The 22,446-nt window shown below is 71.5% G+C and carries 19 protein-coding genes; 14 read left to right on the forward strand and 5 right to left on the reverse strand.

What is annotated here, in order from left to right:
• The first annotated feature begins 46 nt into the window (after positions 1-46).
• The 3 genes from JHE00_RS00460 (at position 47) to JHE00_RS00470 (ending at position 3,688) form a co-directional block, all read left to right on the forward strand.
• Positions 47-841 carry a PPOX class F420-dependent oxidoreductase gene (locus JHE00_RS00460; protein WP_230422767.1) on the forward strand — a complete coding sequence of 265 codons (795 nt, stop codon included), beginning with the start codon at positions 47-49 and terminating at the stop codon, positions 839-841.
• Positions 842-918: 77 nt separating this feature from the next.
• Complete coding sequence (locus JHE00_RS00465; protein ID WP_200313597.1) at positions 919-2,337, forward strand: APC family permease; 1,419 nt, start codon at positions 919-921, stop codon at positions 2,335-2,337.
• 352 nt (positions 2,338-2,689) lie between these two features.
• A complete protein-coding gene (locus tag JHE00_RS00470) occupies positions 2,690-3,688 on the forward strand; it encodes a chitinase (RefSeq protein WP_200313599.1) in 999 nt (332 codons plus the stop codon).
• On the opposite strand, the gene JHE00_RS00475 is transcribed toward JHE00_RS00470, so the two are convergent.
• Positions 3,677-4,183 (reverse strand): hypothetical protein, encoded by a 507-nt coding sequence (locus tag JHE00_RS00475; RefSeq protein ID WP_200313601.1) that lies wholly within the window; start codon positions 4,181-4,183, stop codon positions 3,677-3,679. The genes JHE00_RS00470 and JHE00_RS00475 overlap by 12 nt on opposite strands.
• 151 nt (positions 4,184-4,334) lie before the next feature.
• On the opposite strand from JHE00_RS00475, the gene JHE00_RS00480 reads away from it, so the two are divergent.
• On the forward strand, positions 4,335-6,362 hold the full coding sequence (locus tag JHE00_RS00480; RefSeq protein WP_307831756.1) for a PQQ-dependent sugar dehydrogenase: 2,028 nt from the start codon (positions 4,335-4,337) through the stop codon (positions 6,360-6,362).
• Positions 6,363-6,400: 38 nt separating this feature from the next.
• On the opposite strand, the gene JHE00_RS00485 is transcribed toward JHE00_RS00480, so the two are convergent.
• Positions 6,401-7,552, reverse strand: coding sequence for an MFS transporter (locus JHE00_RS00485; RefSeq protein ID WP_200313605.1), 1,152 nt, complete (start codon positions 7,550-7,552; stop codon positions 6,401-6,403).
• 89 nt (positions 7,553-7,641) lie between these two features.
• Here JHE00_RS00485 and JHE00_RS00490 point away from each other — a divergent pair, with 89 nt between their 5' ends.
• Positions 7,642-8,478, forward strand: coding sequence for an ArsR/SmtB family transcription factor (locus JHE00_RS00490; protein WP_200315697.1), 837 nt, complete (start codon positions 7,642-7,644; stop codon positions 8,476-8,478).
• A gap of 59 nt (positions 8,479-8,537) precedes the next feature.
• Here JHE00_RS00490 and JHE00_RS00495 read toward each other — a convergent pair whose 3' ends face one another.
• Both JHE00_RS00495 and JHE00_RS00500 read right to left on the reverse strand, forming a co-directional pair.
• Positions 8,538-9,545, reverse strand: coding sequence for an ABC transporter substrate-binding protein (locus JHE00_RS00495; protein ID WP_200313606.1), 1,008 nt, complete (start codon positions 9,543-9,545; stop codon positions 8,538-8,540).
• A gap of 437 nt (positions 9,546-9,982) precedes the next feature.
• Positions 9,983-10,654: a phosphoribosyltransferase gene (locus tag JHE00_RS00500; RefSeq protein ID WP_200313608.1), complete on the reverse strand. Its 672-nt coding sequence runs from the start codon at positions 10,652-10,654 to the stop codon at positions 9,983-9,985.
• A gap of 157 nt (positions 10,655-10,811) precedes the next feature.
• Between JHE00_RS00500 and JHE00_RS00505 the strand changes: the two genes are divergently transcribed.
• Together JHE00_RS00505 and JHE00_RS00510 are read left to right on the forward strand one after the other, a co-directional pair.
• Positions 10,812-11,870, forward strand: a complete 1,059-nt coding sequence (locus JHE00_RS00505) for an NAD(P)-dependent alcohol dehydrogenase (protein ID WP_200313610.1) — start codon at positions 10,812-10,814, stop codon at positions 11,868-11,870.
• Positions 11,871-11,994: 124 nt separating this feature from the next.
• Positions 11,995-12,591 carry an Rv1733c family protein gene (locus JHE00_RS00510; RefSeq protein WP_200313612.1) on the forward strand — a complete coding sequence of 199 codons (597 nt, stop codon included), beginning with the start codon at positions 11,995-11,997 and terminating at the stop codon, positions 12,589-12,591.
• A gap of 23 nt (positions 12,592-12,614) precedes the next feature.
• On the opposite strand, the gene JHE00_RS00515 is transcribed toward JHE00_RS00510, so the two are convergent.
• A complete protein-coding gene (locus JHE00_RS00515; RefSeq protein ID WP_200313614.1) occupies positions 12,615-12,920 on the reverse strand; it encodes a dsRBD fold-containing protein in 306 nt (101 codons plus the stop codon).
• Positions 12,921-13,622: 702 nt separating this feature from the next.
• On the opposite strand from JHE00_RS00515, the gene hpnC reads away from it, so the two are divergent.
• From hpnC to hpnH, 7 genes are read left to right on the forward strand one after another with little or no spacing between them, the layout of a single operon-like run.
• Positions 13,623-14,486, forward strand: coding sequence for a squalene synthase HpnC (hpnC, locus tag JHE00_RS00520; RefSeq protein ID WP_230422768.1), 864 nt, complete (start codon positions 13,623-13,625; stop codon positions 14,484-14,486).
• A complete protein-coding gene (gene hpnD / locus JHE00_RS00525) occupies positions 14,483-15,340 on the forward strand; it encodes a presqualene diphosphate synthase HpnD (RefSeq protein ID WP_200313618.1) in 858 nt (285 codons plus the stop codon). The genes hpnC and hpnD overlap by 4 nt, the downstream gene beginning before the upstream one ends.
• On the forward strand, positions 15,337-16,674 hold the full coding sequence (hpnE, locus tag JHE00_RS00530; RefSeq protein ID WP_200313620.1) for a hydroxysqualene dehydroxylase HpnE: 1,338 nt from the start codon (positions 15,337-15,339) through the stop codon (positions 16,672-16,674). Before hpnD ends, hpnE begins: the two co-directional genes overlap by 4 nt.
• Positions 16,671-17,681, forward strand: a complete 1,011-nt coding sequence (locus tag JHE00_RS00535; RefSeq protein WP_200313622.1) for a polyprenyl synthetase family protein — start codon at positions 16,671-16,673, stop codon at positions 17,679-17,681. Before hpnE ends, JHE00_RS00535 begins: the two co-directional genes overlap by 4 nt.
• The gene (gene shc / locus JHE00_RS00540) at positions 17,678-19,588 is read left to right on the forward strand and encodes a squalene--hopene cyclase (RefSeq protein WP_200313624.1); all 1,911 of its coding nucleotides are present in this window, start codon (positions 17,678-17,680) and stop codon (positions 19,586-19,588) included. Before JHE00_RS00535 ends, shc begins: the two co-directional genes overlap by 4 nt.
• Complete coding sequence (locus JHE00_RS00545) at positions 19,572-21,083, forward strand: 4-hydroxy-3-methylbut-2-enyl diphosphate reductase (protein WP_200313626.1); 1,512 nt, start codon at positions 19,572-19,574, stop codon at positions 21,081-21,083. Before shc ends, JHE00_RS00545 begins: the two co-directional genes overlap by 17 nt.
• The gene (gene hpnH / locus JHE00_RS00550; RefSeq protein WP_200313628.1) at positions 21,080-22,090 is read left to right on the forward strand and encodes an adenosyl-hopene transferase HpnH; all 1,011 of its coding nucleotides are present in this window, start codon (positions 21,080-21,082) and stop codon (positions 22,088-22,090) included. The genes JHE00_RS00545 and hpnH overlap by 4 nt, the downstream gene beginning before the upstream one ends.
• The last annotated feature ends 356 nt before the right edge of the window (positions 22,091-22,446 follow it).

Genomic DNA, 22,446 nt, shown 5'->3' on the forward strand with positions numbered 1-22,446 from the left:
GTCCACCACTCAGAAACTCGGTCGAGACGGTGGAAGGTGACCGACGATGGAGATGGGGCAACGCGGGACGCGGGTGTTCGTGACGGCGGCGACCGGCCTGATCGGGGTGAGCGTCCTCGCGGTCGGGATCTGGGCGCTGCTCGGGCCGTACTCGTTCGCCGACTACATGGGCTTCCCGGTGCACGTTCACTTCTCGCACGATGCCGGGGCGTTCCAGATCGGCATCGGAGCGGGCCTGCTGCTGGCGCTGATCTGGGCCGACGCGCTCGCCACGGTGCTGGCGGGATTTCTGCTCGCCAATACGATCCACGTCGTCAACCACATCGTGGACAGCCACCTCGGCGGCAACGCCTACCAGACCTGGCTGCTGGTGGTGCAGTCCGTGCTCGCGGCCATCGCGCTGGTGCTGCGGTTGCGGGCGCGCGGTTACGTCGTCGGTCCCGTCGCCCCGGCGACCGTGTCTGCCCTGGCGCCGTTCGTCGGCCAGAAGACCGTCACCCTCACCACGTTCCGGCGCGACGGCAGACCGGGCAGCAGCCCCGTGAGCATCGTCGTCGACGGCGACCACGCCTACGTCCGCAGCTTCGAGACGTCGCTCAAGACCCGGCGCCTGCGTCGCGACCGGCGCGTGGAGGTGGCTCCCTCGACGGGTCGCGGCGTGCCGACCGGACCCGCCGTGGCAGGCAAGATGCGGTTGCTGGACGGTGCCGAGAACCGGCGCGCGGCCCGCGCGCTGCGGCGCAAGCACCCGCTCCTGCACGGAGTCGTGGTGCCGCTGGCGCACCGGCTGGGCAGGTCGAAGTCCGGCCGCACCGTCCACTTCGAACTGACGCCGATGTGACACCACGGCCTTGACGCGCCCCGCTGGGATCAGCACTCTGTTGATCTCCGGCGACGGCGCGGAAGGGACGTGAGCTCATGACCGGCCACGACAACGGCGGCTTCGTACGGGTGCTCGGCAGACTCGACATCGTCGCACTGGCCTTCGGCGCCATGATCGGCTTCGGCTGGATCGTGCTCACGGGCGGTTTCCTGGAGGACGCGGGCAGCCTCGGCTCGGCACTCGCGTTCGTGCTCGGCGGCACGGTGGTGGCGCTGGTGGGCCTCACCTATGCCGAACTCGTCTCGGCCATGCCCTCGGCGGGCGGCGAGCACAACTACGCCTTGCGCGCACTCGGCTCACGACCCGCGTTCGTCACGTCCTGGACGTTGGTCCTCGGCTACGTCTCGGTGGTCGCCTTCGAGGCCGTCGCGTTGCCGCAGACCCTGCTGTACCTGATTCCCGACCTGCCGGCGGGCCGGTTGTGGTCGATCGCGGGCTACGACGTCCACCTCACGTGGGTCGCCGTCGGCGTCGTGGGCGCCATCGTGATCACGGTGCTCAACTACGTCGGCGTGCGTCCCGCGGCGGTGTTCCAGACCGTCGCCGTGCTGTTCCTGCTCGCCGTGGGGGTGCTGCTGACCCTGGGGGCGTTCGTGGGCGGTTCCGTGGCCAACATGCAGCCGCTGTTCTCCGGTGGTGTGTCCGGGGTGCTGGTGGTGCTCGTCGCGACACCGTTCCTGTTCGTGGGCTTCGACGTGATCCCGCAGTCGGCGGAGGAGATCAACCTCCCGCCACGCCGGATCGGCACGTTGCTGCTGGTCTCGGTGCTGCTCGCCATCGCCTGGTACGTGATGATCATGCTCACCGTCGGTGCCGGGCTCGGTCACGGAGAGCGCGCGGACGCCGAACTGCCCACCGCCGACGCGATGGCCTCGCTCTGGAACAGCCCGGCGATGGGCACGGTGCTGGTCCTCGGCGGCATCGCCGGGATCGTGACCAGCTGGAACGCCTTCCTGATCGGGGCGAGCAGGTTGCTGTTCGCGATGGCGACGTCGGGGATGCTGCCGCGGTGGTTCGCGCGCCTGCACCCGCGGTTCGGCACGCCGTCCAACGCGGTGCTGTTCGTGGGCGGGCTCTCGATGCTGGCGCCGCTGTTCGGTGAGCAGATGCTGACGTGGCTCGTCGACGCGGGCAGTCTGAGCATCATCGCGGCGTATCTGATGGTCGCTCTGTGTTTTCTGGTGCTGCGTGCGCGTGAACCGCGGATGCCGCGCCCGTTCCGCGTGCCCGCGGGGCGCACGATCGGCGTGCTCGCGATCGTGTTGAGCCTGGGCACGGGTGTGTTGTTCCTACCGGGGATGCCCGCCGCGCTGACGTGGCCCTGGGAGTGGGCCATCGTGGGCGTGTGGTGGCTGGCCGGGCTGGTGCTCGTGCTGCGCCTGCCCCGGGTGGGGCCGGGGCCCGACGCCGAGGACCACCTGATCGTCGCGGTCCGGATGGGGGACAAACACTGACTAAACGCGACGTCTTTTCGCGTCTCTCTTGCGGCAGGCACGGTCGGTGCGCATATTGGTTCGGACCACTTTGACACCGACGAAGGGTTTCGTTCCATGTCCGGTCGCAGAGCCGCCGCGCGGGCCACGCTCCCGCCGGTGATCGGCGTGTTCGCCGGTGACTCCCACTCGCTCCGCGTCGCCGGAACCGGCCTCCCCTCGAACATCCATTCCGGACTGACTTCCGGCGGCGGTGCCGTCAGAACCTGTGCTGCAACACAGTTCTGCCGGCATCGCCAGTCCCGCCTGCGTCGAGGGACTCCCGCCGAGCGCTGTCTCGGCCACCCCACCCCGTTCCAGGAAAGGACAAACCATGCGCCGACTCGCCCGGCTGTTCACGGCCTCGGCCGCGGCAGCCACGGTCCTGCTCACCGGGGCCGTCGCCACCGCGGGCGCCGACTCCTCGCCGGAGACCGCCGCCCTGCCAGGTAAGCAGCTCACCGGTTACTGGCAGAACTTCGTCAACGACGCCACCCCGCTGCGGGTCGCCGACGTCCCCGACTCCTACGACCTGCTCGTGCTCGCCTTCGCCGAAGCCGACCCCGCGCAGCCGGGTGCCGTGACCTTCGGTGTCGACCCCGAGCTCGCCGACGCGCTCGGCGGGTACAGCGACGACGAGCTCAAGTCCGACATCGCCGCCAAGCAGTCCGAGGGTGACTCCGTGGTCCTCTCGATCGGCGGCGAGCTCGGCAACGTGGACCTGAGCAGCCCCGAGAACGTCACGCGCTTCGTCGACTCGTTCGCCGCGATCGCCGACGAGTACGGCATCCAGGGGCTCGACGTGGACCTCGAGCACGGCTTCGACGTCCCGAACATGGCGAGCGCCATCGAGCAGCTGCGCGAGCGCATGGGCGAGGACTTCCTGCTCACCATGGCTCCGCAGACCCTCGACGTGCAGCCCGGCGGCACCTACCTGGAGCTGATCGAGCAGGTCGGGGACCTGATCACCGTGGTGCACACGCAGTACTACAACTCGGGATCGATGAACGGCTGCGACGGCCAGGTCGTCACGCAGGGCACGGTGGACTTCATCACCGGGCAGGCGTGCATCCTGCTCGAGCAGCTGCGGCCGGACCAGGTCTCGCTGGGGCTGCCCGCCACCAGCAACGCGGCCGGCAGCGGCTACGTCAGCCCCGACGTGGTCACCGCGGCGCTCGACTGCCTCACCAGCGGCGAGAACTGCGGCTCCTACGTGCCCGCCGAGCCGTCGCCCGAGCTCAGCGGCGTGATGACGTGGTCGATCAACTGGGACGTCAGCGACGGTGAGTCGTTCTCGGGCCCGGTGCGCTCGCACCTCGACTCACTCGGCTAGCGGTACCACCCCGACGTCGCGCAGGCGTGGTGTGCACGGTGCCGACTGGTCGGCGACCAGCAGCACCTCGGTGACCAGCCAGCTCGCGTCCACGGCTGCCCCGGCCACGTGCCGGGGCAGCCGTCCGCGCGCGAGCACCAGCTCGCCGCGGAACGGTTGCGGATGGGTCACCGGCACCAGTGGCGTCGTCGCCGCGAACACGTCGGCGGCCAGCTCGTCGAGTCCGCTCACCGGAACCGACAGCCACTGACCGGCGAGCCGGTGGGTCGCCGGGCCGAGCCTGGCCCGCGTGGCCGGAGCGCCGTCGAGTGCCGCGGCGGCGGCCTCCAGCAACGGTACGCGCAGTGATCCCGCGACGTGGCCGAGCGGGCGCAGCTTGACGATCCACTGCTCCGGCACGGACCAGGTCGCGCCGGGCAGCGCGGGCCGGGGGAGTGCGGCCACGACCTCGCGCACCGCCTCTGGCGGCCGGACGGCGAACGCGAGCCGGACCATTCGCCCATCATGCCAGGTATGGGCGTCACTGCTTGCTTACCCGCGTCCACGCATTGTAGAGTCTGCAAGCGCTTTCAGGAAAGCGCTTTCAAGGCGGACGGACTCGAGGATGAGTGTGATGTCAAAGCCGAGATGGTCTTTAGTGGCAACGGTGGCACTGACCGCGACGTTGCTCACCGGTACGCAGGCGGCCGCGCAGGCCGACGACCCGATTCTGGATCCGATCCCGGAGGACCCGGTCACGTCCGGGCTCGGGCTCACTGTGGAGGAGGTCGCGCAGTTCCCGAAATCCGAGACGACACCGGAAGCCACTGATCCCCGGATCATCCGGCACGCGCGGATCAACCACCTCGGAGAGCTGCCGGACGGATCGGGTCGCAAGTACGTGCCGGATCTCAATGGCAACCTGTACTTCCTCGGCGGCGAGGGCAACGGCGACGAGCCGGAGGTGTACCTCGATGTCAAGGCTCAGTTCCCGGACTTCTTCTCCGGCAAGGGAATGGGGCAGGGATTCGGGTTCGTGACGTTCGACCCCGAGTTCGAGAGCAACGGCGTCTTCTACACCGTGCACACCGAAGCCGGTGCCGCGCTGGAGAAGGAGACCACCTACCCGGAGCAGCCGGGTACCCAGTTCCACGGCATCGTGACACAGTGGACCGCGGACGACCCGGCCGCCGACGAGTTCAGCGGTTCCAGTCGCGAGATGCTGCGCTTCGGGTTCGCCCAGCAGATCCACGGGATCCAGCAGATCGACTTCAACTCGACGGCCGCACCGGGCGACGAGGACTACGGGCTGCTCTACGTCGCGGTCGGCGACGGAGGGCTCGGGGTGTCGAGCACCGAGCCGCAGGAGCTGAACACTCCGCACGGAAAGATCCTGCGGATCGACCCGGACGGCACGGACGGGCCCAACGGCCAGTACGGCGTTCCCGACGTGAACCCGTTCGTCGGCCAGGACGGCGCGCTCGGGGAGATCTTCGCCTACGGCATGCGTGACCCGCACCGGTTCAGCTGGGACCCGCAGAGCCCGCACCGGATGTATCTCGGCCACATCGGACAGCGCGCCATCGAGTCGATCTACGAGGTCCAGGAGGGCGACAACCTCGGCTGGAGCGAGCGGGAGGGCACGTTCCGCTTCAAGCGCGACGACGGCTGCTACCTCTACGCACTACCCGAGGACGACGACCAGTACGACTACGTCTATCCGGTGGCGCAGTACGACCACAACCCGCCGCCCGACTGGGACTGCGGTGACGTCGGCCGTGCCGTGAGCGGTGGATTCGTGTACCGGGGCGAGATTCCGGAGCTGCAGGGCAAGTACCTCTTCGCCGATCTGGTGGACGGCAGGGTGTTCTTCACCGAGTCCGGCGAGATGCAGCGCGGGCAGGACCCGGCCACCATCAGCACGCTGATGATCTACGACGAGGACGGCAACCGCGTCAGCATGCCGGAACTCGCCGGCGACGACCGGGTCGACCTCCGCTTCGGCCGCGACGCCGACGGCGAGCTGTACCTGTTGTCGAAGGCCAACGGCAAGCTGTGGAAGGTCACCGGCGCGAAGAACTTCGCCGACTGCACCACCACGGGCACGAGCGTGAACGGTGCGACGGGCAAGGGCAGCTGGGCTCCCGTGACGCCGGAGAAGTGGCGCTTCCCCGGCCGTGAGGTGGTACTCGCCGAGGCCGGTGACGAGCGTCCCGGGCCGCGCAGGCCGTACGAGTACGCGGTGCTGAGCAAGGGCAAGGAGTACGGCTCCGTGCGGCTCGACGTGAAGGTCCGGCTGGACACGCCGGTCGAGGAGACCAACCGCGACGTGGTGCTGGTGTTCGGTCATCGCTCGGACACGGAGTTCTACTACGCGCACCTGTCCACCGACAACTCGATCTACGCGCACAACGGGATCTTCAAGGTGGACAACGGGGACCGGGAACGGCTCGACGACCAGTGGAACGAGACGTTGTCGCGGGGCGCGGCCCCGGCGATCACCGATGCCGAGTGGCACGACGTCCGGGTGACGCACTGCGCGTCGACCGGGGAGATCGCGGTGTACGTGGACGGTGAGCCGGAGCCGGTCATGACGGCGGTGGACTCCACGTTCACCTCGGGCCGGGTCGGGTTCGGCTCGTTCGACAACGTCGGGCGGTTGAAGGACCTGCACGTGACCGGAACGCGGTCGTGACGGTCCTGACCACGGGGCACTGAAACCGAGGGGCGCCGCTACGATCCTGCCGCGCGCAGGGTGTAGCGGCGCCTTCCCGTTGCCGCGACGATGGTGAGCGGAACCGCGGCGGCGAGGGCGAGCGCGAAGATCAGGCCGAAGCGGCCCTCGTCCACGAGCGGTCCCGCGACGGCGGCGCCGAGCGCGCTGCCACAGAACAACATCGTGGCGAACAACGACACCGCGGTGGCCCGCGCGCCGGGTGCGACGTCGGTCGCCCACGTCTGCATCGTCGAGTGCAGGAACGCCCAGCCGCCACCGAGCAGCACGCAGGCCGCGACCGTCGGCACCACGCTCTGGTCGAGCGTCAACCCGGTGTAGGCGGCGATGGCGAGCAGACCGCCGATGAGGATCAGCCGCGCGGGAGCCGTGGAGCGGGAACGGCGTTTGACCACGCGGGCGAACACGAGCACGGCGATCCCGTAGGCCGCGGTCAGCAGCCCGGAGAGGGTCACGCCGAGCCCCGCGGCCTGCAGGGTGCTCGGGAAGAAGGTCAGCGGGCCGAGCAGGACGAATCCCTCGGTCAGCGCCAGCATGAGCACGAGTGCGCCCCACCTGTCGCCGAGGACGGCGCGCAGTGAGGCGCCCACCGGCGCCGGGGCCGCGAGGTCGGGTTCGGCGAGCTTGCGCAGTAGCACCGCGAGCACCCCGGCGGCGACTCCGGTGAGTGCGAACGCCACGCGCCAGCTCGTGAAGTCGGCGAGCGCGCCCGCGCACACCGTGGCGGCGGTGATGCCGAGCGCGGTGCTGGTCATGAGATCGGTCAGCGGAGCCTGGCGCACGCGCACCGGCACCGTGTCACCGATGTAGACCAGTGCGCTCGGGATGGCCGCGGCGAAGCACGCGCCGGTGACCCCGCGCGCGGCGATCAGCCAGTCGATCGAGGGCGCGGCGGCCGAGGCGAGCCCGCCCACGGCGGCCAGGAGCATCGCGAGGCGCATCGTGCGGACGCGGCCGAGCCGGTCGGAGACGATCGCCCAGCCGAACTGCGCGATGCCGTAACAGAGAAAGTACGCGGCGGCGGCGCGGCTGACCTCGTCGACGGACGCGCCGACGCCGGTGGCGATGACCGTGAGCATCGCGGCGATCGTGAGCCGGTCGACGGAGCTGGTGAACGCGGCGACCTGCAGCAGGCGAAGACCGGATGTCACGAGCGCACGCTACGGGGGTTTACAGGCAACCGAATGGTTGCCTATGGTCGAGACATGCAACTAAAGGGTTGCCCGATCCGATGAGTGACCTGGACGCGGTGTTCAAGGCGCTCGCCGACCCGAGCCGGAGGGCACTGCTCGACCGTCTTCGGGCGGACAACGGGCAGAGCCTGCGTGAGCTGTCGGTCGGGCTGGACATGAGCAGGCAGGCCGTCACCAAACACCTCGCGGTGCTCGAGGCGGCCAACCTGGTCAGTGCCGTGCGCACCGGCAGGCAGCGGTTGCACTACCTCAACGCCGCACCGATCTCCGACATCTCGCAGCGCTGGATCGGTCACTACGACCGCGACCGGATCCACGCGCTCGCCGACCTCAAACTCGTCCTGGAGGGATCACCGATGAGCCACACCAGCGCTGTCGACAGCACTGTCGCGCCAGAGTTCGTCCACACCAGCTACATCCGGACCACGCCGGAGCAGCTCTGGCGAGCGCTGACCGAACCGGAGTTCACTCGCCGCTACTGGGGTGGCACGGCGCTGCGCTCGGACTGGACTCCCGGCTCGCCCGTGCTGTGGCAGCACGGTCCGGATCAGGAGTTCCGAGATATCGGCGGGGAGGTGCTGGAAGCCGATCCGTACCGCCTGTTGTCGTATCGCTGGCACAACTACCAGCCCGAGCACGCGGAGCACTTCGGGTGGTCCGCGGAGCGGCTGGCGGAACTGCGCGAGGAGCCACTGTCGGTCGTCACGTTCACGCTCGAACCGGCGGGGCAGAACGTCAAGCTGACCGTCGTGCACAACGGGTTCGCGGGCGAGACCGAGATGTTGCGAACCGTCAGCGGGGCGAACGAGAGGAGTGGCGGCTGGCCGGAGCTGTTGTCGAGTCTCAAGACCCTGCTGGAGACGGGGGAGCCGTTGCGGGAGTAGCGCGCTCGTGCTCGGTGCCAGGCGCGCCGGCGCCGGATCGCGTCGTCAGCCGTCAGCCGTCAGCCGTCAGTCGCGGGGAAGCGCAGCGGAGCCTGCGCCCGATCCGGCGGCCACACCACCCGGCGTTCGCCGTCCTGGCACTGCACCGTCAGCACGCGGTGGCCCGCCTGCTCCCCGGTGCGGGGGTCGAGCCGGAACGGCGCGAACATCGTGGTGCAGTCCAGGGATCGCGCGGCGGCGAGCACGGCGTCATCGTCGGTGGTGCCCGCGTCCCGCACACAGCGATCCGCGATCACACCCGCCGCGAAGGCCTGGGCGGCCGGGTACGGAGGTTCGTCGCCCGTGGCCCGGCGGTAGGCGGTGACGAATCCGGCCGCGGTGGGGCCGTCGGTGGGTGAGGGCGCCGCCTCGGGCAGCCACTGTGCGGGTCCGATCAGGCCCTCGCGGTCCGGGCCCAGTTCGGCGAGCACCTCCTCCACGCCCGCGCCGACGAAGCCTGCCAGGCTCCAGGGACCGGGCAGCAGTTGCCGGGCCGCGGCGAGCTCGTCGGAGAAACCGCCCGCGACGAGCAGCACGTCGGCGTCCGGTGGGTGCTGCGGCAGCACGGTGGTCGCGGCGGAGAGCCCGAGCCGCCGGGCCTCGGTCTCCGCGCCTCGCGCGACGGCTCGCCCGAATCCGGTGGGGGAGTGCGCGATCGCGACCGCGCGTACGGCACCGCCGGCGTGGCAGGCGAGCCGCACGGCGCCGGCGAAGTAGGTCTCGGCGGGCGCGAGCACCGGCACCACTCGGTGGCCCGCGCGCAGGCGGGCGCCACCGTGGTTGAAGACCAGCCGCGAGGTCGCCGCCGTCACCGCACGCGCGGGGCCGCTGCCGTACGGGCCGAACAGCACGTCGGGGCTCATGGTCTCGGCACGGGCAACGGCGTCGGCGGCGCCGGGATGGGAGTCGACGACGGTCAGCTCGGTGTCACCGCGCCACTGCGACCACAGGTGGAGCGCGAGCGCACCCGCCCGCCCGTATCCGGCCAGCGGGCCGGACAACGGGGTGACGAGAGCGGCCCTGAGCATGACGACACTCCTCCACACCGGTGCGGCTCCAGTATCGCCGCCGAGCGGCTCCCGCCGCGCGCGCGACCGTGGTGGTCCGTTCGTGGTCCGCGCTGGGATGCACCGGGTCGCACCGGGTCGCACCGGGTCGCACCGGGTCGCACTGTGGTGCCGACGGGAGGCGGCCGGTGGCGACGTCATGGTGCGCGGTCGAACCGTGGCGTGCCCAGGCAGATCGACTCGAGGGAGGCGCTGCCCGGTCCCGGCCGGGCAGCGCCTCCCTCGAGAAGGTCGACGAGCTGGACCGCGTTCCCGGTTCTGTGGCGCCGGTGTCACTCCCGACGGGGCCGGGCCGTAGCCGACAGGCGGCCTCGGCCGCGATCGGCAGCGCGGCGCGAGCGGCGACTCGGGTCAGTGCCCGGTCGCTCTGGCCCGGGCCGTGATGTGCGCGCCTGCGCTCACCGGTCGCCGGAGCGCCCGGAGAACTGCTCCGGTGCGTCGGCCCGTTCGTCGAGCAGCGCCAGCACGTCTCGCTCGGAGACCTCGGAGAAGTCGCGGTACCAGTTGCCGACGGCCCGCATCCACACCCGGGGATTGGGGCAGATGGTGTGGTCGGTGTCGTGGGAGAGCTCCTCGAGCACGTCGGCGGGGGCGACAGGGACGGCGAGCACGATCCGGCTCGCGCCGCGGGCGCGCAGCACCCGCAGTGCCGCCCGCACCGACGCGCCGGTGGCGATGCCGTCGTCGACGAGCACCACGGTCTTACCGCTCACCGGCAGGGGCGCCCTGCCCCGGCGCAGTACCGCGGCCCGGAGATCCAGCTCGGTCAGTGCGCGGCTCACGGCCTCGTCGACCTTGCGCGGAGACAGTCGCAGGCGCCGGAGGATGTCGGCGTTGGTCACCACCACGCCGCCCTCTCCCACGGCGCCGATGGCGAGCTCTTGCCTGCCGGGGGCGCCGACCTTGCGGACGAGCAGGACGTCGAGCGGTGCGCCGAGCGCGTCGGCGATCTCCCTGGCCACCACCACACCGCCGCGGGGAAGCCCGAGCACGATCGGGTGCCGGTCCGCGAGGGGGGCCAGCCGCCGGGCGAGTTCGCGGCCGGCTTCCCGGCGGTTCTCGAACTCCATGGCCGTACGTCCCTCCGGTGGGTTACCGCCGATGGTCGGCCCGCCGGCCCGCCGGGTGAAGGGTCGAAGGTCCCTGGTGGCGAGCGGGGTGGCGAGCGGGCAAGTGTTGTCCCATGGTGGGAGGACGACCCTGCTCCACCACGTGAAAGGTGCTCGCATGCGCGCGTTGCGTCTGCCGGACTGGAAGTCGGAACCGGTGTTCGCCGATGTCGAGGAGCCGGTCCCTGGCCCAGGGCAGGTCGTCGTACGCATCGGCGGTGCCGGCGTGTGCCACTCGGATCTGCATCTGATGCACGACTTCGAGGCGGGACAGACACCGTGGGGGCCGCCGTTCACACTCGGCCACGAGAACGCCGGGTGGGTGCACGCCCTCGGGCAGGGCGTCACCGGGCTCGAAACCGGCCAGCCCGTGGCCGTCTACGGGCCGTGGGGATGTGGCTCGTGCCGCAACTGCAGGCTCGGCATCGAGACCTACTGCGAGAATCCCGCCGCCGCTCCCGCGCCCGGCGGTGGCGGCGGGCTGGGGCTCGACGGCGGCATGGCGGATCTCATGCTCGTGCCGCACGCCCGCCACCTCGTGCCGCTTCCCGACGGACTCGACCCGGTGGTCGCCGCGCCGCTGACCGACGCGGGACTCACGCCGTACCACGCGGTGCGCCGGTCGTGGCCGAAGCTGGTGCCCGGCTCCACCGCGGTGGTGATCGGGATCGGCGGCCTGGGTCACCTGGCGCTGCAGATCATCAAGGCCACCACGGCCGCCAGGGTGATCGCCGTGGACGCGCGCGAGGACGCGCTGGCCCACGCGCGCGAGCTGGGCGCCGACCTCGCGCTGCCCTCGGGTCCTGAGACCGCGTCCCGGATCAAGGACGCGACACGCGGCGTCGGAGCGGACGTGGTGATCGACTGCGTCGGCAACGACGCCACGCTCGCGCTGGGCGCCGCCAGCGGGCGCCAGCTCGGCGACCTCACCATCGTCGGCATCGGCGGAGGCAGTCTGGGTGTCTCGTTCTTCGCGGTGCCCTACGAACTGTCGGTGCAGACGACGTACTGGGGCAGCAGGCCCGAGCTCATCGAGGTGCTCGACCTGGCCGCGAGGGGGCTGCTGCACACCACCGTCACGCGCTTCGCCTTCGACGACGCGCCCGAGGCGTACCGCATGCTCGCGCGAGGCGAGCTCACCGGCCGTGCCGTCGTCACACCAGGAAACAGAGCGTGACCGCGATGCTCCACTGTGGAACCGGCGCGCGCGTTTCCGCTCGCGGATGAGGCCGAAGGACTCTTCGCGCGGACCCGGCCCCCGGTCATCCTTGAAGGCGAGACACGGGAGGAGGTCGGTCCCGATGAGCGCGCTCACGACCTGCCTGACCCGGCTGCTGCGCAGGCTGTTCCCCGGCCGCAATCCGCTCGCCCGCTCCTCGGACCGGGTCGAAGGTGCGGTGCTCCTCCTCGCGCTCCTCATCCCGCTGGTCGCGGTGCCGTTCGCCGTCACGCTGGGCTCCGACGCCTACGCCAGGGAGTCCCGGGTGGCCGCGGTGGAGGCGACCACCCGCCACGAGACCACGGCCGTGTTGCTGGCCGACGCCACGATCACCGAACCGGGCGCGTACTCGGGCGGCAGGCAGACGGTCACGGTGCGGGGTGAGTGGCGGCTGCCGAACGGCAACCACCGCACAGGTCGGGTGGTCGCCGATGTGGGTCTGCGCAAGGGCAGTCACGTGCCGGTGTGGCTCGACCGCTCCGGTCAGCGCGTGGACGCTCCCCGCACCGCGACGATGGTGACCTGGAACGCCATCGCCGTGGCGATCACGGTCTGGCTGGGCATCGTGGTGGTGTCCGCACTCGGGTTCTGGGGTGTGCGGGTGTTGCTGGACCGGGCCCGATGGCTGCGCTGGCAACGCGAATGGCATCTGGTGGACCAGCAACGGCACGGGCTCTGACGGTTTTTCCGTCACTTCTGTCGTTAGTGGACGATCATCACGGCGGGCGAGGTGCCGAGCGTCAGCTCGCCGGGCGTCGCGTCGTCGAACGTCGACTCGATGTCGGCGGCCACCGCGGTGAGCAGTTCCTCGGTCAGGTCGGTCAGCGCGCGGGCGACGGCCAGTTCTCCTGCCACCTGGGGGACGCGAGCGACGTCCACGCCCCGGTGCGCGAGCCCGATGCCGTCGAAGTGGTTGCCCCGGTCGTCTCCCAGCCTCACCCGGGCGCGCGTCGTGCCGTTGGTCTCGTCGAGGACGACGGACATCGTCCACTCGGTCAGTCGTGCCATGTCTCTCCTTCGAACCGCGGCATCCACCCTCGCAGTCGCGCCCGCCCGGGGCCTAGGGCCGTTCGTCCCTATCCACGCCCACCCGGCCGGAATGCGACCGCGGTGGTGGGTATTGCCGTAAATTCCCGAGGCGGGGAGCGGTCGATGTGGACAGTTCGAAAAAACCACAGTGGATGCGGAGCGGACCAATTCCGGCCGCGCGCCGGTGTTCGCGCTGCTCGGCGAGGCGCGGGGCCGCAGTGGGGAAGACTTGACGCAGTATACCCGTTTCCCGGTTGAGCGTGACCACTTCGTTAACACATTTCACCGCTGCGAAAGTTCGCTCGCTCGGCCTCCGGAAAACTGTTGCGCGCACCAGCCCGGAAATAAGATCATGGTCGGTGAAACTCGGTAGCCGGAATAATGGTGGGGCTCGCCGGAGCAACCGCCGTCGCCGGATATCGCGGTGCCGACCGGGGCGCGAGGAGAGTTGCCCGTAGTCGCGGCACTGACAGACAATGGTGTCTTCCAAGCTCAGACGCTCGGAGCGCCGGCCGAACGGGACGAGGCGGATCGTATGGACGCGCTCGGCGAGATCCACCCAGGACAGGACACCAGGGTCACGGTGGTCCAGTACCTGCGGCCCGTTCCCGCGTCGTCCCCTCCGGACGGCACCGCGAGGGCGCCGCTCACCCGGAGCCCTGTCTCGTGTTGGAGGCGTGCTTGACATCCGCGCACTCACCGGTCCGGGACCGCGCCGCACTGCGGGGCGTGCTTGCCAAGGCCCACAGCGAGAACTTCCCGGTCGCGCTGCGGCTGCTCCCCTCCGCGCAACGCGCTCATCTGCTCGCGCTGTACGGCTTCGCCCGGATGGTCGACGACCTCGGCGACGAGGCCCAGGGCGACCGGCCCTGGCTGCTGGACGAGGTGTCGCGGGACCTCGGGCGGATCTACACGGGCGCGCCGCCCGACGGTGAGCTGTACCAGCGCCTCGCCACCACGGTCTACGCGTGCGGGCTGCCGCGCGCACCGTTCGAGCACCTCGTCGAGGCGGGCCGACGGGACCAGACCTCCCATCGCTACGGCACCTTCGACGAGCTGCGCTCCTACTGCGCGCTGTCCGCGGAACCCGTGGGGCGACTGGTGCTCGGGGTGTTCGGCGTCGCGACACCGGAGCGCGCCCGGCTGTCGGATCTCGTCTGCTGCGCGCTGCAGGTGCTGGAGCACTGTCAGGACGTCGTCGAGGACGCCAGGGCGGGGCGGATCTACCTGCCCGCCGAGGATCTGCGCCGTTTCGGCGTCGCTGAGCGCGATCTGCTGGCCCCTCGCGCGACCCGGGAGGTACGCGCGCTCGTCGGCTTCGAGGTGCAGCGGGCCGTGGCGTTGCTCGACGAGGGAGCGGCGCTGGTGGCCACGTTGCGCGGCGCGGCGAGGGTCGCCGTCGCCGGATACGTCGCGGGCGGGCGGGCCACCGCGGTGGCGCTGGCCGAGGCGGGGTTCGACGTCCTCGCCGCGACGCCAAGACCCACGCGGGCACGCACGGCCGCCGAAGCGGGGCGGCTGCTGGTGAAAGGCGGTGCGCGATGATCGTGACCGAGGCCTACGCGGAGTGTGAGCGGATCACCCGGCGGCAGGCGCGCAACTTCTCCTACGGCATCCGGCTGCTGCCGCCGCCCCGCCGCAGGGGGCTCAGCGCGGTGTACGCGTTCGCGCGGCGCATCGACGACATCGGCGACGGTGAGCTCTCCCGCGAGGTGAAGCTGGAGGAGCTGGAGAACGCGCGCAAGCAGCTGCACTCCCTCGACGAGCCCGGTGACGATCCCGTCCTCGTCGCGCTGGCCGACGCGGCGTGGCGTTTCGCGCTGCCGCTGACGGCGTTCGACGAGCTGATCGACGGCTGTCGCGCCGACGTGCTGGGCACCCGCTACGAGACCTTCGCCGAGCTGCACCACTACTGCCGCTGCGTCGCCGGGTCGATCGGCAGGCTCTCGCTCGCGGTGTTCGGCAGCACGAACCGGGCTCGTGACGAGCGGCTGGCCGACGACCTCGGCACCGCGTTGCAGCTCACCAACATCCTGCGCGACGTGCTGGAGGACCGGCGCGCGGGCCGGATCTACGTGCCGGGCGAGGAGCTGCGCAGGTTCGGGTGCACGCTCGACCTCGACGACACCGGCGCGCTCGCCGATCCGCCCGAGGCACTGCTGCCGCTACTCGAGTACCAGGCGGCCAGGGCGGAGGAGTGGTACGCCAGCGGGCTGCGGTTGCTGGCGTCTCTCGACCGGCGCAGCCGCGCGTGCTGCGCCGCGATGGCGGGCATCTACCACCGGCTGCTGCGCCGGATGGCGTTGCGGCCCGCGCTCGTGCTGCGTGGCCGGACCTCCTTGCCGGACTGGGAGAAGCTCGTGGTCGCCGCGAGAGCACTGGCCGGGGCACGGCCATGACGGGGCGGGTGGTCGTCGTCGGAGGCGGGCTGGCCGGGCTCACCGCCGCGTGCGACCTCGCCGACGCGGGGTTTCGGGTGACACTGCTGGAGTCGCGCAGCAGACTCGGGGGCGCCACGTTCTCGTTCCGGCGCGACGGTCTCGTGGTGGACAACGGGCAGCACGTGCTGTTGCGCTGCTGCACCGAGTACCGGGCGCTGCTGGAGCGGCTCGGCACCACGGAGGGAATCGACCTGCAGGACCGGTTCCGGATGCCGGTGTTGCTGGCGGACGGGCGGCTCACCGGGCTCGGCCGGACCTCGGCGCCCGCGCCGCTGCACCTCGTGCCGGGGCTCGCACGCTACGGAGCGCTGTCGCCGGCCGACCGGATGCGCGTGGTGCGCGCCGCCGCCGCGCTGCGGCTGCTCGACCCCGACGACCCCGCCCTCGACGAGCAGAGCTTCGGCGACTGGCTCACCCGCCACGGCCAGAACAGTGCCACGTTGTCGGCGCTGTGGAACCTGATCTCGGTGGCGGCGCTCAACTGTGACGCGCACGAGGCCTCGCTCGCACTGGCGGTCACGGTGTTTCGCACGGCGCTGCTCGACCGCGCCGACGGCGCCGACATCGGCGTGCCCCGGTGGCCGCTGGAGGACCTGCACGTCCGCCCCGCCGAGAAGTACCTGATCGCGCGCGGCGCCGAGATCCGGCTGCGCAGCGCGGTGCGGGCGGTGGAGCGCGGGCGCAGCGGGTTCACCGTGCGGCTCGACGACGAGAACCTGCCCGCTGACGCCGTCGTGGTCGCCGCACCGCCCGACGCCGCCGCGCGGATGTGCCCCGACGCCGCGGGCGTCTCGGCCGCCCGGTTGTCCGGGCTCGGCGCCGCGCCGATCGTGAACGTGCACGCCGTCTTCGAGCGGCCCGTCACCGATCTGCCCTTCGCCGCGACCGTCGGCTCCCCGGCACAGTGGATCTTCGACCGGACCGAGGTCGCCGGGCTCACCGAGGGGCAGTACCTGGCCGTGTCGCTGTCGGCGGCGCGGACGTGGCTGGACGCGCCCGCGCCGGTGCTGCGCGAGGTGTTCCTGGCCGAGCTCGGCAGGCTGCTGCCCGCCGCCGCGGCCACCCCCTGCACACAGTTCTTCGTCACCCGCGAACGGCGGGCCACCTTCCGGCAGGCGCCGGGCACGGGGCGGCTGCGCCCCCGGCCGGAGACCCGGCTGCCCGGGCTCGTGCTCGCCGGGTCGTGGACCGCCACCGGGTGGCCCGACACGATGGAGGGTGCCGTGCGAAGCGGACACCGAGCGGCCGATCTCGTCCGGGACAGAGCCCGAGCCGGAGGTGGTGCCGGGTGACCGCGACGCTGCCCGCCGAGGTCACCGCGACCCAGGTCCTCGTCCAGCCCGCGCTGCGGGAGGCCGTGGACCGGTTGCGGCCACCGATGCGCCGCCTCGTCACCTATCACCTCGGCTGGACCGACGAACGGGGTCACGCCGTCGACGGCGGTGACGGCGGCAAGGCCCTGCGGCCCGCGATCGCGTTGCTCGCCGCGGAGGCGGTGCGGGTGAGCCCGGAGGCCGCGCTGCCCGGCGCCGTGGCGGTCGAACTGGTGCACAACTTCTCGCTGCTGCACGACGACGTGATGGACGGCGACCTCGAACGCAGGCACCGGCCCACGGTGTGGCGCCAGTTCGGTACCCCGGCCGCGATCCTGGCGGGCGACGCGCTGCTCACGCTCGCCATGGACGTACTGGACCGGGCCGCCGACCCCGCCGCGACGCGCTGCCTCACCACCACGGTGCAGGACCTGATCGTGGGCCAGAGCCAGGACGTCGAGTTCGAGCAGCGGGTGGACGTCAGCGTGGCGGAGTGCCTGGAGATGGCCGAGGGCAAGACCGCGGCGCTCATGCGCTGTGCCGCCGAGGTCGGGGCACTGCTCGGCAGGGCGAGCCCGGTCGCGGCGGAGCTGCTCGCCGAGTTCGGCCGCTGCCTCGGCATGGCGTTCCAGCTCGTCGACGACCTGCTCGGCATCCGCGGGCACCCCGAGGTCACCGGAAAACCGGTGCTGGCCGATCTGCGGATACGCAAGAAGTCGGTGCCCGTCGTCGCCGCGCTCGGCTCCGGAACCGCGGACGCCGCGGTGCTGCGGGAGCTGTACCGGCGACCCGAGCCACCCACCGAGGAGGAGCTTCGCACGATGGCACAGCTGATCGAGCGCTCCGGTGCGCTGGACTGGACTCGCGACCGGGCACAGGGCTACGTCGCCGAGGCGCGCGCGTGCCTCGACCGGCTCGGCCCGCCCGTCCCCATCCACGCCGCGCTGAGCGAGCTCACGCGCTTCGTCGTGGAGCGGGACCGATGAGCGGGCTCGCCACGCGCGCGTCCGCGCCCGCCGTGGCCCGCGTGGCGGCCGGGAAGGCCCGCGAGTACCTGCTGTCCCTGCAGCACGGCCAGGGCTGGTGGAAGGGCGAGCTCGAGACCAACGTGACGATGGACGCCGAGGACCTGATGCTGCGGCGCTTCCTCGGCATCCTCGACGAGCCGACGCTGGCCGAGTCGGCGCGCTGGATCCGGTCGTGTCAGCGCGAGGACGGCACGTGGGCCACCTTCCACGGCGGGCCCGGCGACCTGTCCACCACCGTCGAGGCCTACGTCGCGCTGCGCCTGGCCGGCGACGATCCCGAGTCACCGCACCTGCACCGCGCGCGCGAGTTCGTGCTCGCCGAGGGCGGGCTCGAGGCCACCCGGGTCTTCACGCGAATCTGGCTGGCGCTGTTCGGCGAGTGGTCGTGGGACGAGCTGCCCGTGCTGCCGCCGGAGCTGGTGCTGCTGCCGGACTGGTTCCCGCTCAACATCTACGACTGGGCGTGCTGGGCACGCCAGACCGTGGTGCCGTTGACCGTCGTCGCCGCCGCGCGGCCGCGCAGGGCGCTCGGTGTGAGCGTGGCCGAACTGCGCACGGGCAGGCCCTCACCGGAACCGGCGTCCCCGCTCAGCTGGGCTGGCGCGTTCCAGCGGCTCGACGGTGTGCTGCACGCGTTCGAACGCCTTCCGGTGAAGCCGTTGCGAGGGCTCGCTCTCCATCGCGCCGAACGCTGGATCCTCGACCGGCAGGAGGCCGACGGTGGCTGGGGCGGTATCCAGCCGCCGTGGGTGTACTCGATCCTCGCGCTGAGCCTGCGCGGCTACGACACCGACCACCCAGTGCTGCGCAAGGCACTCGACGGGCTCGACGGGTTCACGGTTCGTGAGCGCACACCGCGGGGCATGGTGCGCAGGCTCGAGGCGTGCCAGTCGCCGGTGTGGGACACCGCACTCGCGATGATCGCCCTGCTCGACTCTGGCCTGCCGCCGGACGACCCCGCGCTGGTGCGTGCCGCGGACTGGATGATGGCCGAGGAGATCCGCGGCGCCGGTGACTGGCAGGTGCGCAGGCCGTCGCTGCGGCCGTCCGGCTGGGCGTTCGAGTTCGCCAACGACCACTACCCGGACACCGACGACACCGCGGAGGTCGTGCTCGGCCTCCAGCGCGTGGCCCACCCCGAGCGAGCCCGGCATGCCGCGGTACTCGAGCGTGCGGTGGAGTGGACGGCGGGCATGCAGTCGCGCGACGGCGGCTGGGGCGCCTTCGACGCCGACAACACCAGGACACTGCCGGAGAAGCTGCCGTTCTGCGACTTCGGCGCCGTGATCGACCCGCCGTCGGCCGATGTCACCGCCCACGTGGTGGAGATGCTCGCCGCGAGAGGGCAGGCGAACGGGGTCGCCGCGCAGCGGGGGGTGCGGTGGCTGCTGCGGCACCAGGAACGGGACGGTTCGTGGTTCGGGCGCTGGGGCGCCAACCACGTCTACGGCACCGGTGCCGTGGTGCCCGCGCTCGTGGCGTGCGGGATCGAGCCGGGCCATTCTGCGATCCGGGCGGCGCTGGACTGGCTGGCGCGGCACCAGAACGCGGACGGCGGCTGGGGTGAGGATCTGCGGTCCTATGTGGATCCAGAATGGGTCGGCCGCGGTGAGTCGACGGCGTCGCAGACGGCGTGGGCGCTGCTGGCATTTCTGGCCGCGGGGGAGCGCGGCGAGGCCGTGACGCGCGGCGTCGAGTGGCTCGCCCGTACCCAGCGCGAGGACGGCGGCTGGGACGAGCCGCAGTTCACCGGCACCGGCTTTCCCGGCGACTTCTACATCAACTACCACCTGTACCGGCTCGTCTTCCCGCTCACGGCGCTCGGGCGATACGTGGAGGTGACCAGCGATGACCACACCGGATGACGACCTGATCGTCGTTTCTCCGCTGCTGCTGGAGGCCCTCAGCGTCCGCCGTGGACTGTCCGGGGGCCGCGTCGTGCTCGCGGGCCCGCACGCGCGCCGCTCGTCGCGGGTGGCCCGAGCCCTGCGGCAGTACCCGGACCGGCCGGTGGCCGTCGCGGGGGTGGCCGGGGCGCTGGTGCACGACCTCAAGCCGGGGGATCTCGTGGTGGCCAGCGAGGTGCGCTCCGCGCAGGGGACCCACCACTGCCGCTCGGCGCCACTGGTCGCGGCGCAGCTGCGCGCACTGGGCCTGACCGTCCACGTCGGACCAATGGTGGAGACCGACCACGTCGTGTGGCAGCCGGAGGGTGCGCGGCTCGCGCTCGACGGCGCGATCGCCGTGGACATGGAGTCGTCGCGGCTGCTCGACCTGATCGGCTCGCGGCCGGCGGCCGTGGTGCGGGCGGTGGTGGACACGCCCACCCGGTCGCTGCTGCACCCCGCGACCGTGCCCGGCGGGATCGCGGCGTTGCGCTCGCTGCGCGCCATCGGCCCCGCGCTGCACCGGTGGGCGGCCGCGACGGGCGACCGCGACGTGCTGCTGGCGGGACCGCGCTCGTTCTGCGCCGGGGTGGAGCGTGCGGTGGAGATCGTGGAGCGGCTGCTCGACCGGCACGCCCCGCCCGTCTACGTCCGCAAGCAGATCGTGCACAACTCCCGGGTGGTGGGTGACCTCGAACGCCGGGGCGCGGTGTTCGTCGACGAGCTCGACGAGGTGCCCGAGAACGCGACGGTGGTGTTCTCGGCACACGGGGTCTCACCCGCGGTGCGGGACGAGGCGGACGAACGCGGTCTCGACGTGGTGGACGCTACCTGCCCGCTCGTGGCCAAGGTGCACGGCGAGGCTCGGCGCTACGCCCGCGACGGCGACACCGTGTTCCTCATCGGCCACGCCGGACACGAGGAGGTGGAGGGCACCCTCGGCGAGGCCCCCGACCGCACCGTGCTCGTCGAACGGCCCGAGGACGTCGCCGGGCTCGAGGTGGAGGACCCCGGCCGGGTCTCCTACCTCATGCAGACCACGCTCGCGCTGGACGAGGCGGAGGAGGTCGCGGACGCGCTGCGCGACCGCTTCCCAGCCTTGCGGGGGCCGGGTTCCGACGACATCTGCTACGCCACCACCAACCGGCAGGACGCGGTGCGGGCGGTGGCGCGCGAGTCGGAGCTCGTGCTCGTGGCGGGTTCGGCCAACTCGTCGAACTCGCGCCGACTCGTGGAAGTGGCGCAGCGGGAGGGCACCAGGGCCTACCTGGTGGACAGCGTGCACGAGATCGACCTCGCATGGCTGGCGGGTGTCCGAACCATCGGACTGTCCGCCGGAGCGTCGGCACCGACAGTGCTGGTGGACGAGATCGTCGACGCGTTGGCCGGTCTCGGAGCGGTGGAGGCGAGGGAGCGCACCACCGCGACCGAAACCGTGAACTTCAGCCTTCCCAAGGAGGTGCGTCACCGATGAACATGCCCCTGCACCAGGCGGTGCGCGTGGCGAGGCACGTCGTGACCCAGAAACTGCGCGGCCGCGACAAGTTCCCGTTCATCATGGAGCTCGAACCGATCCTGGCCTGCAACCTCAAGTGCGGCGGCTGCGGCAAGATCCAGCACCCCGCGAACATCCTCAAACAGCGGATGCCCGTGGAACAGGCCGTCGCCGCCGTCGAGGAGGCCGGCGCGCCGATGGTGTCGATCGCCGGTGGCGAACCGCTGATGCACCCCGACATCGACCGGATGGTCAACGAGCTCGTCAAGCGCAAGAAGTACGTGTTCCTGTGCACCAATGCCGTGCTGCTGCGCAAGAAACTCGACAAGCTCGATCTGAAGCCGTCGAAGTACTTCGCGTTCACCGTGCACCTCGACGGCCTGCGTGAGCGGCACGACGCGGCTGTGGCGAAGGAAGGGGTGTTCGACGAGGCGGTGGCGGCCATCCGCGAGGTGAAGCGGCGGGGCTTCCGCGTCACGACCAACACGACGGTGTTCAACACCGACACCCCGCAGAGCGTGATCGACGTGCTCGACTACCTCAACGACGAGCTCGAGATCGACTCGCTGATGCTCTCGCCCGCCTACGCCTACGAGAAGGCGCCCGACCAGGAGCACTTCCTCGGCGTGCAGGAGACCAGGGAGCTGTTCCGCAAGACCTTCGCGGGCGGCAACCGGAAGCGGTGGCGGCTCGTGCACTCGCCGCTGTTCCTGGACTTCCTCGAGGGCAAGGTCGACTTCGAGTGCACGGCGTGGGGCGTGCCGCTCTACACGCTGTTCGGCTGGCAGAAGCCGTGTTACCTGATGAGCGACGGGTATGTGCAGACGTACCGGGAGCTGGTGGAGACCACCGAGTGGGAGCGGTACGGGCGGGGGCGGGACGCGCGCTGCGCCAACTGCATGGCGCACTGCGGCTACGAACCCACGTCGGTCCTCGCGACGATGAGCTCGTTGAAGGAGTCGATCAGAGCGGCCAGGGAAACGTAATCCCCGACCCGCGCGCTGGTAACCCGCGAGTCCCCCGCTCAGGCGCGCGAGTCCCGCGTTCGGGCGCGCGAGTTGCCCGCTCAGGCGCGCGAGTTGCCCGCTCCGGCACGCGAGTTGCCCGCTCGGGCGCGCGAGTCGCGCGTTCGGGCGCGCGAGTTGCCCCCTCCGGACCGGCAGGGCGGCGGCCGGACCCGCGTAGTCCGCTCTCGTCGGCGTCTGCCGGTCCCAGCGCGGCCTACGGGCCGGCCCGCGAACTTCTGCTCGAACTCGCGGGTCGGCCATGCCGGATATCGCAGTCCGCTCGTGCGTTCCTGTCCAGCCGCGCGGGACTGGGCGGATCGTGGTCCGGCACGGAA

It is taken from the genome of Prauserella cavernicola (assembly GCF_016595675.1).
Classification (GTDB): Bacteria; Actinomycetota; Actinomycetes; order Mycobacteriales; family Pseudonocardiaceae; genus Prauserella_A; species Prauserella_A cavernicola.

Bases quoted from the DNA above. Each gene is read 5' to 3' on its own strand.
- hpnD (WP_200313618.1), top strand. From the start codon at position 14,483: ATGATCGTGACCGAGGCCTACGCGGAGTGTGAGCGGATCACCCGGCGG.
- JHE00_RS00515 (WP_200313614.1), bottom strand. From the start codon at position 12,920: ATGGCACGACTGACCGAGTGGACGATGTCCGTCGTCCTCGACGAGACC.
- shc (WP_200313624.1), top strand. From the start codon at position 17,678: ATGAGCGGGCTCGCCACGCGCGCGTCCGCGCCCGCCGTGGCCCGCGTG.
- JHE00_RS00470 (WP_200313599.1), top strand. From the start codon at position 2,690: ATGCGCCGACTCGCCCGGCTGTTCACGGCCTCGGCCGCGGCAGCCACG.
- JHE00_RS00475 (WP_200313601.1), bottom strand. From the start codon at position 4,183: ATGGTCCGGCTCGCGTTCGCCGTCCGGCCGCCAGAGGCGGTGCGCGAG.
- hpnH (WP_200313628.1), top strand. From the start codon at position 21,080: ATGAACATGCCCCTGCACCAGGCGGTGCGCGTGGCGAGGCACGTCGTG.
- JHE00_RS00500 (WP_200313608.1), bottom strand. From the start codon at position 10,654: ATGGAGTTCGAGAACCGCCGGGAAGCCGGCCGCGAACTCGCCCGGCGG.
- JHE00_RS00505 (WP_200313610.1), top strand. From the start codon at position 10,812: ATGCGCGCGTTGCGTCTGCCGGACTGGAAGTCGGAACCGGTGTTCGCC.
- JHE00_RS00510 (WP_200313612.1), top strand. From the start codon at position 11,995: ATGAGCGCGCTCACGACCTGCCTGACCCGGCTGCTGCGCAGGCTGTTC.
- JHE00_RS00495 (WP_200313606.1), bottom strand. From the start codon at position 9,545: ATGCTCAGGGCCGCTCTCGTCACCCCGTTGTCCGGCCCGCTGGCCGGA.
- JHE00_RS00465 (WP_200313597.1), top strand. From the start codon at position 919: ATGACCGGCCACGACAACGGCGGCTTCGTACGGGTGCTCGGCAGACTC.
- JHE00_RS00545 (WP_200313626.1), top strand. From the start codon at position 19,572: ATGACCACACCGGATGACGACCTGATCGTCGTTTCTCCGCTGCTGCTG.
- JHE00_RS00460 (WP_230422767.1), top strand. From the start codon at position 47: ATGGAGATGGGGCAACGCGGGACGCGGGTGTTCGTGACGGCGGCGACC.
- hpnE (WP_200313620.1), top strand. From the start codon at position 15,337: ATGACGGGGCGGGTGGTCGTCGTCGGAGGCGGGCTGGCCGGGCTCACC.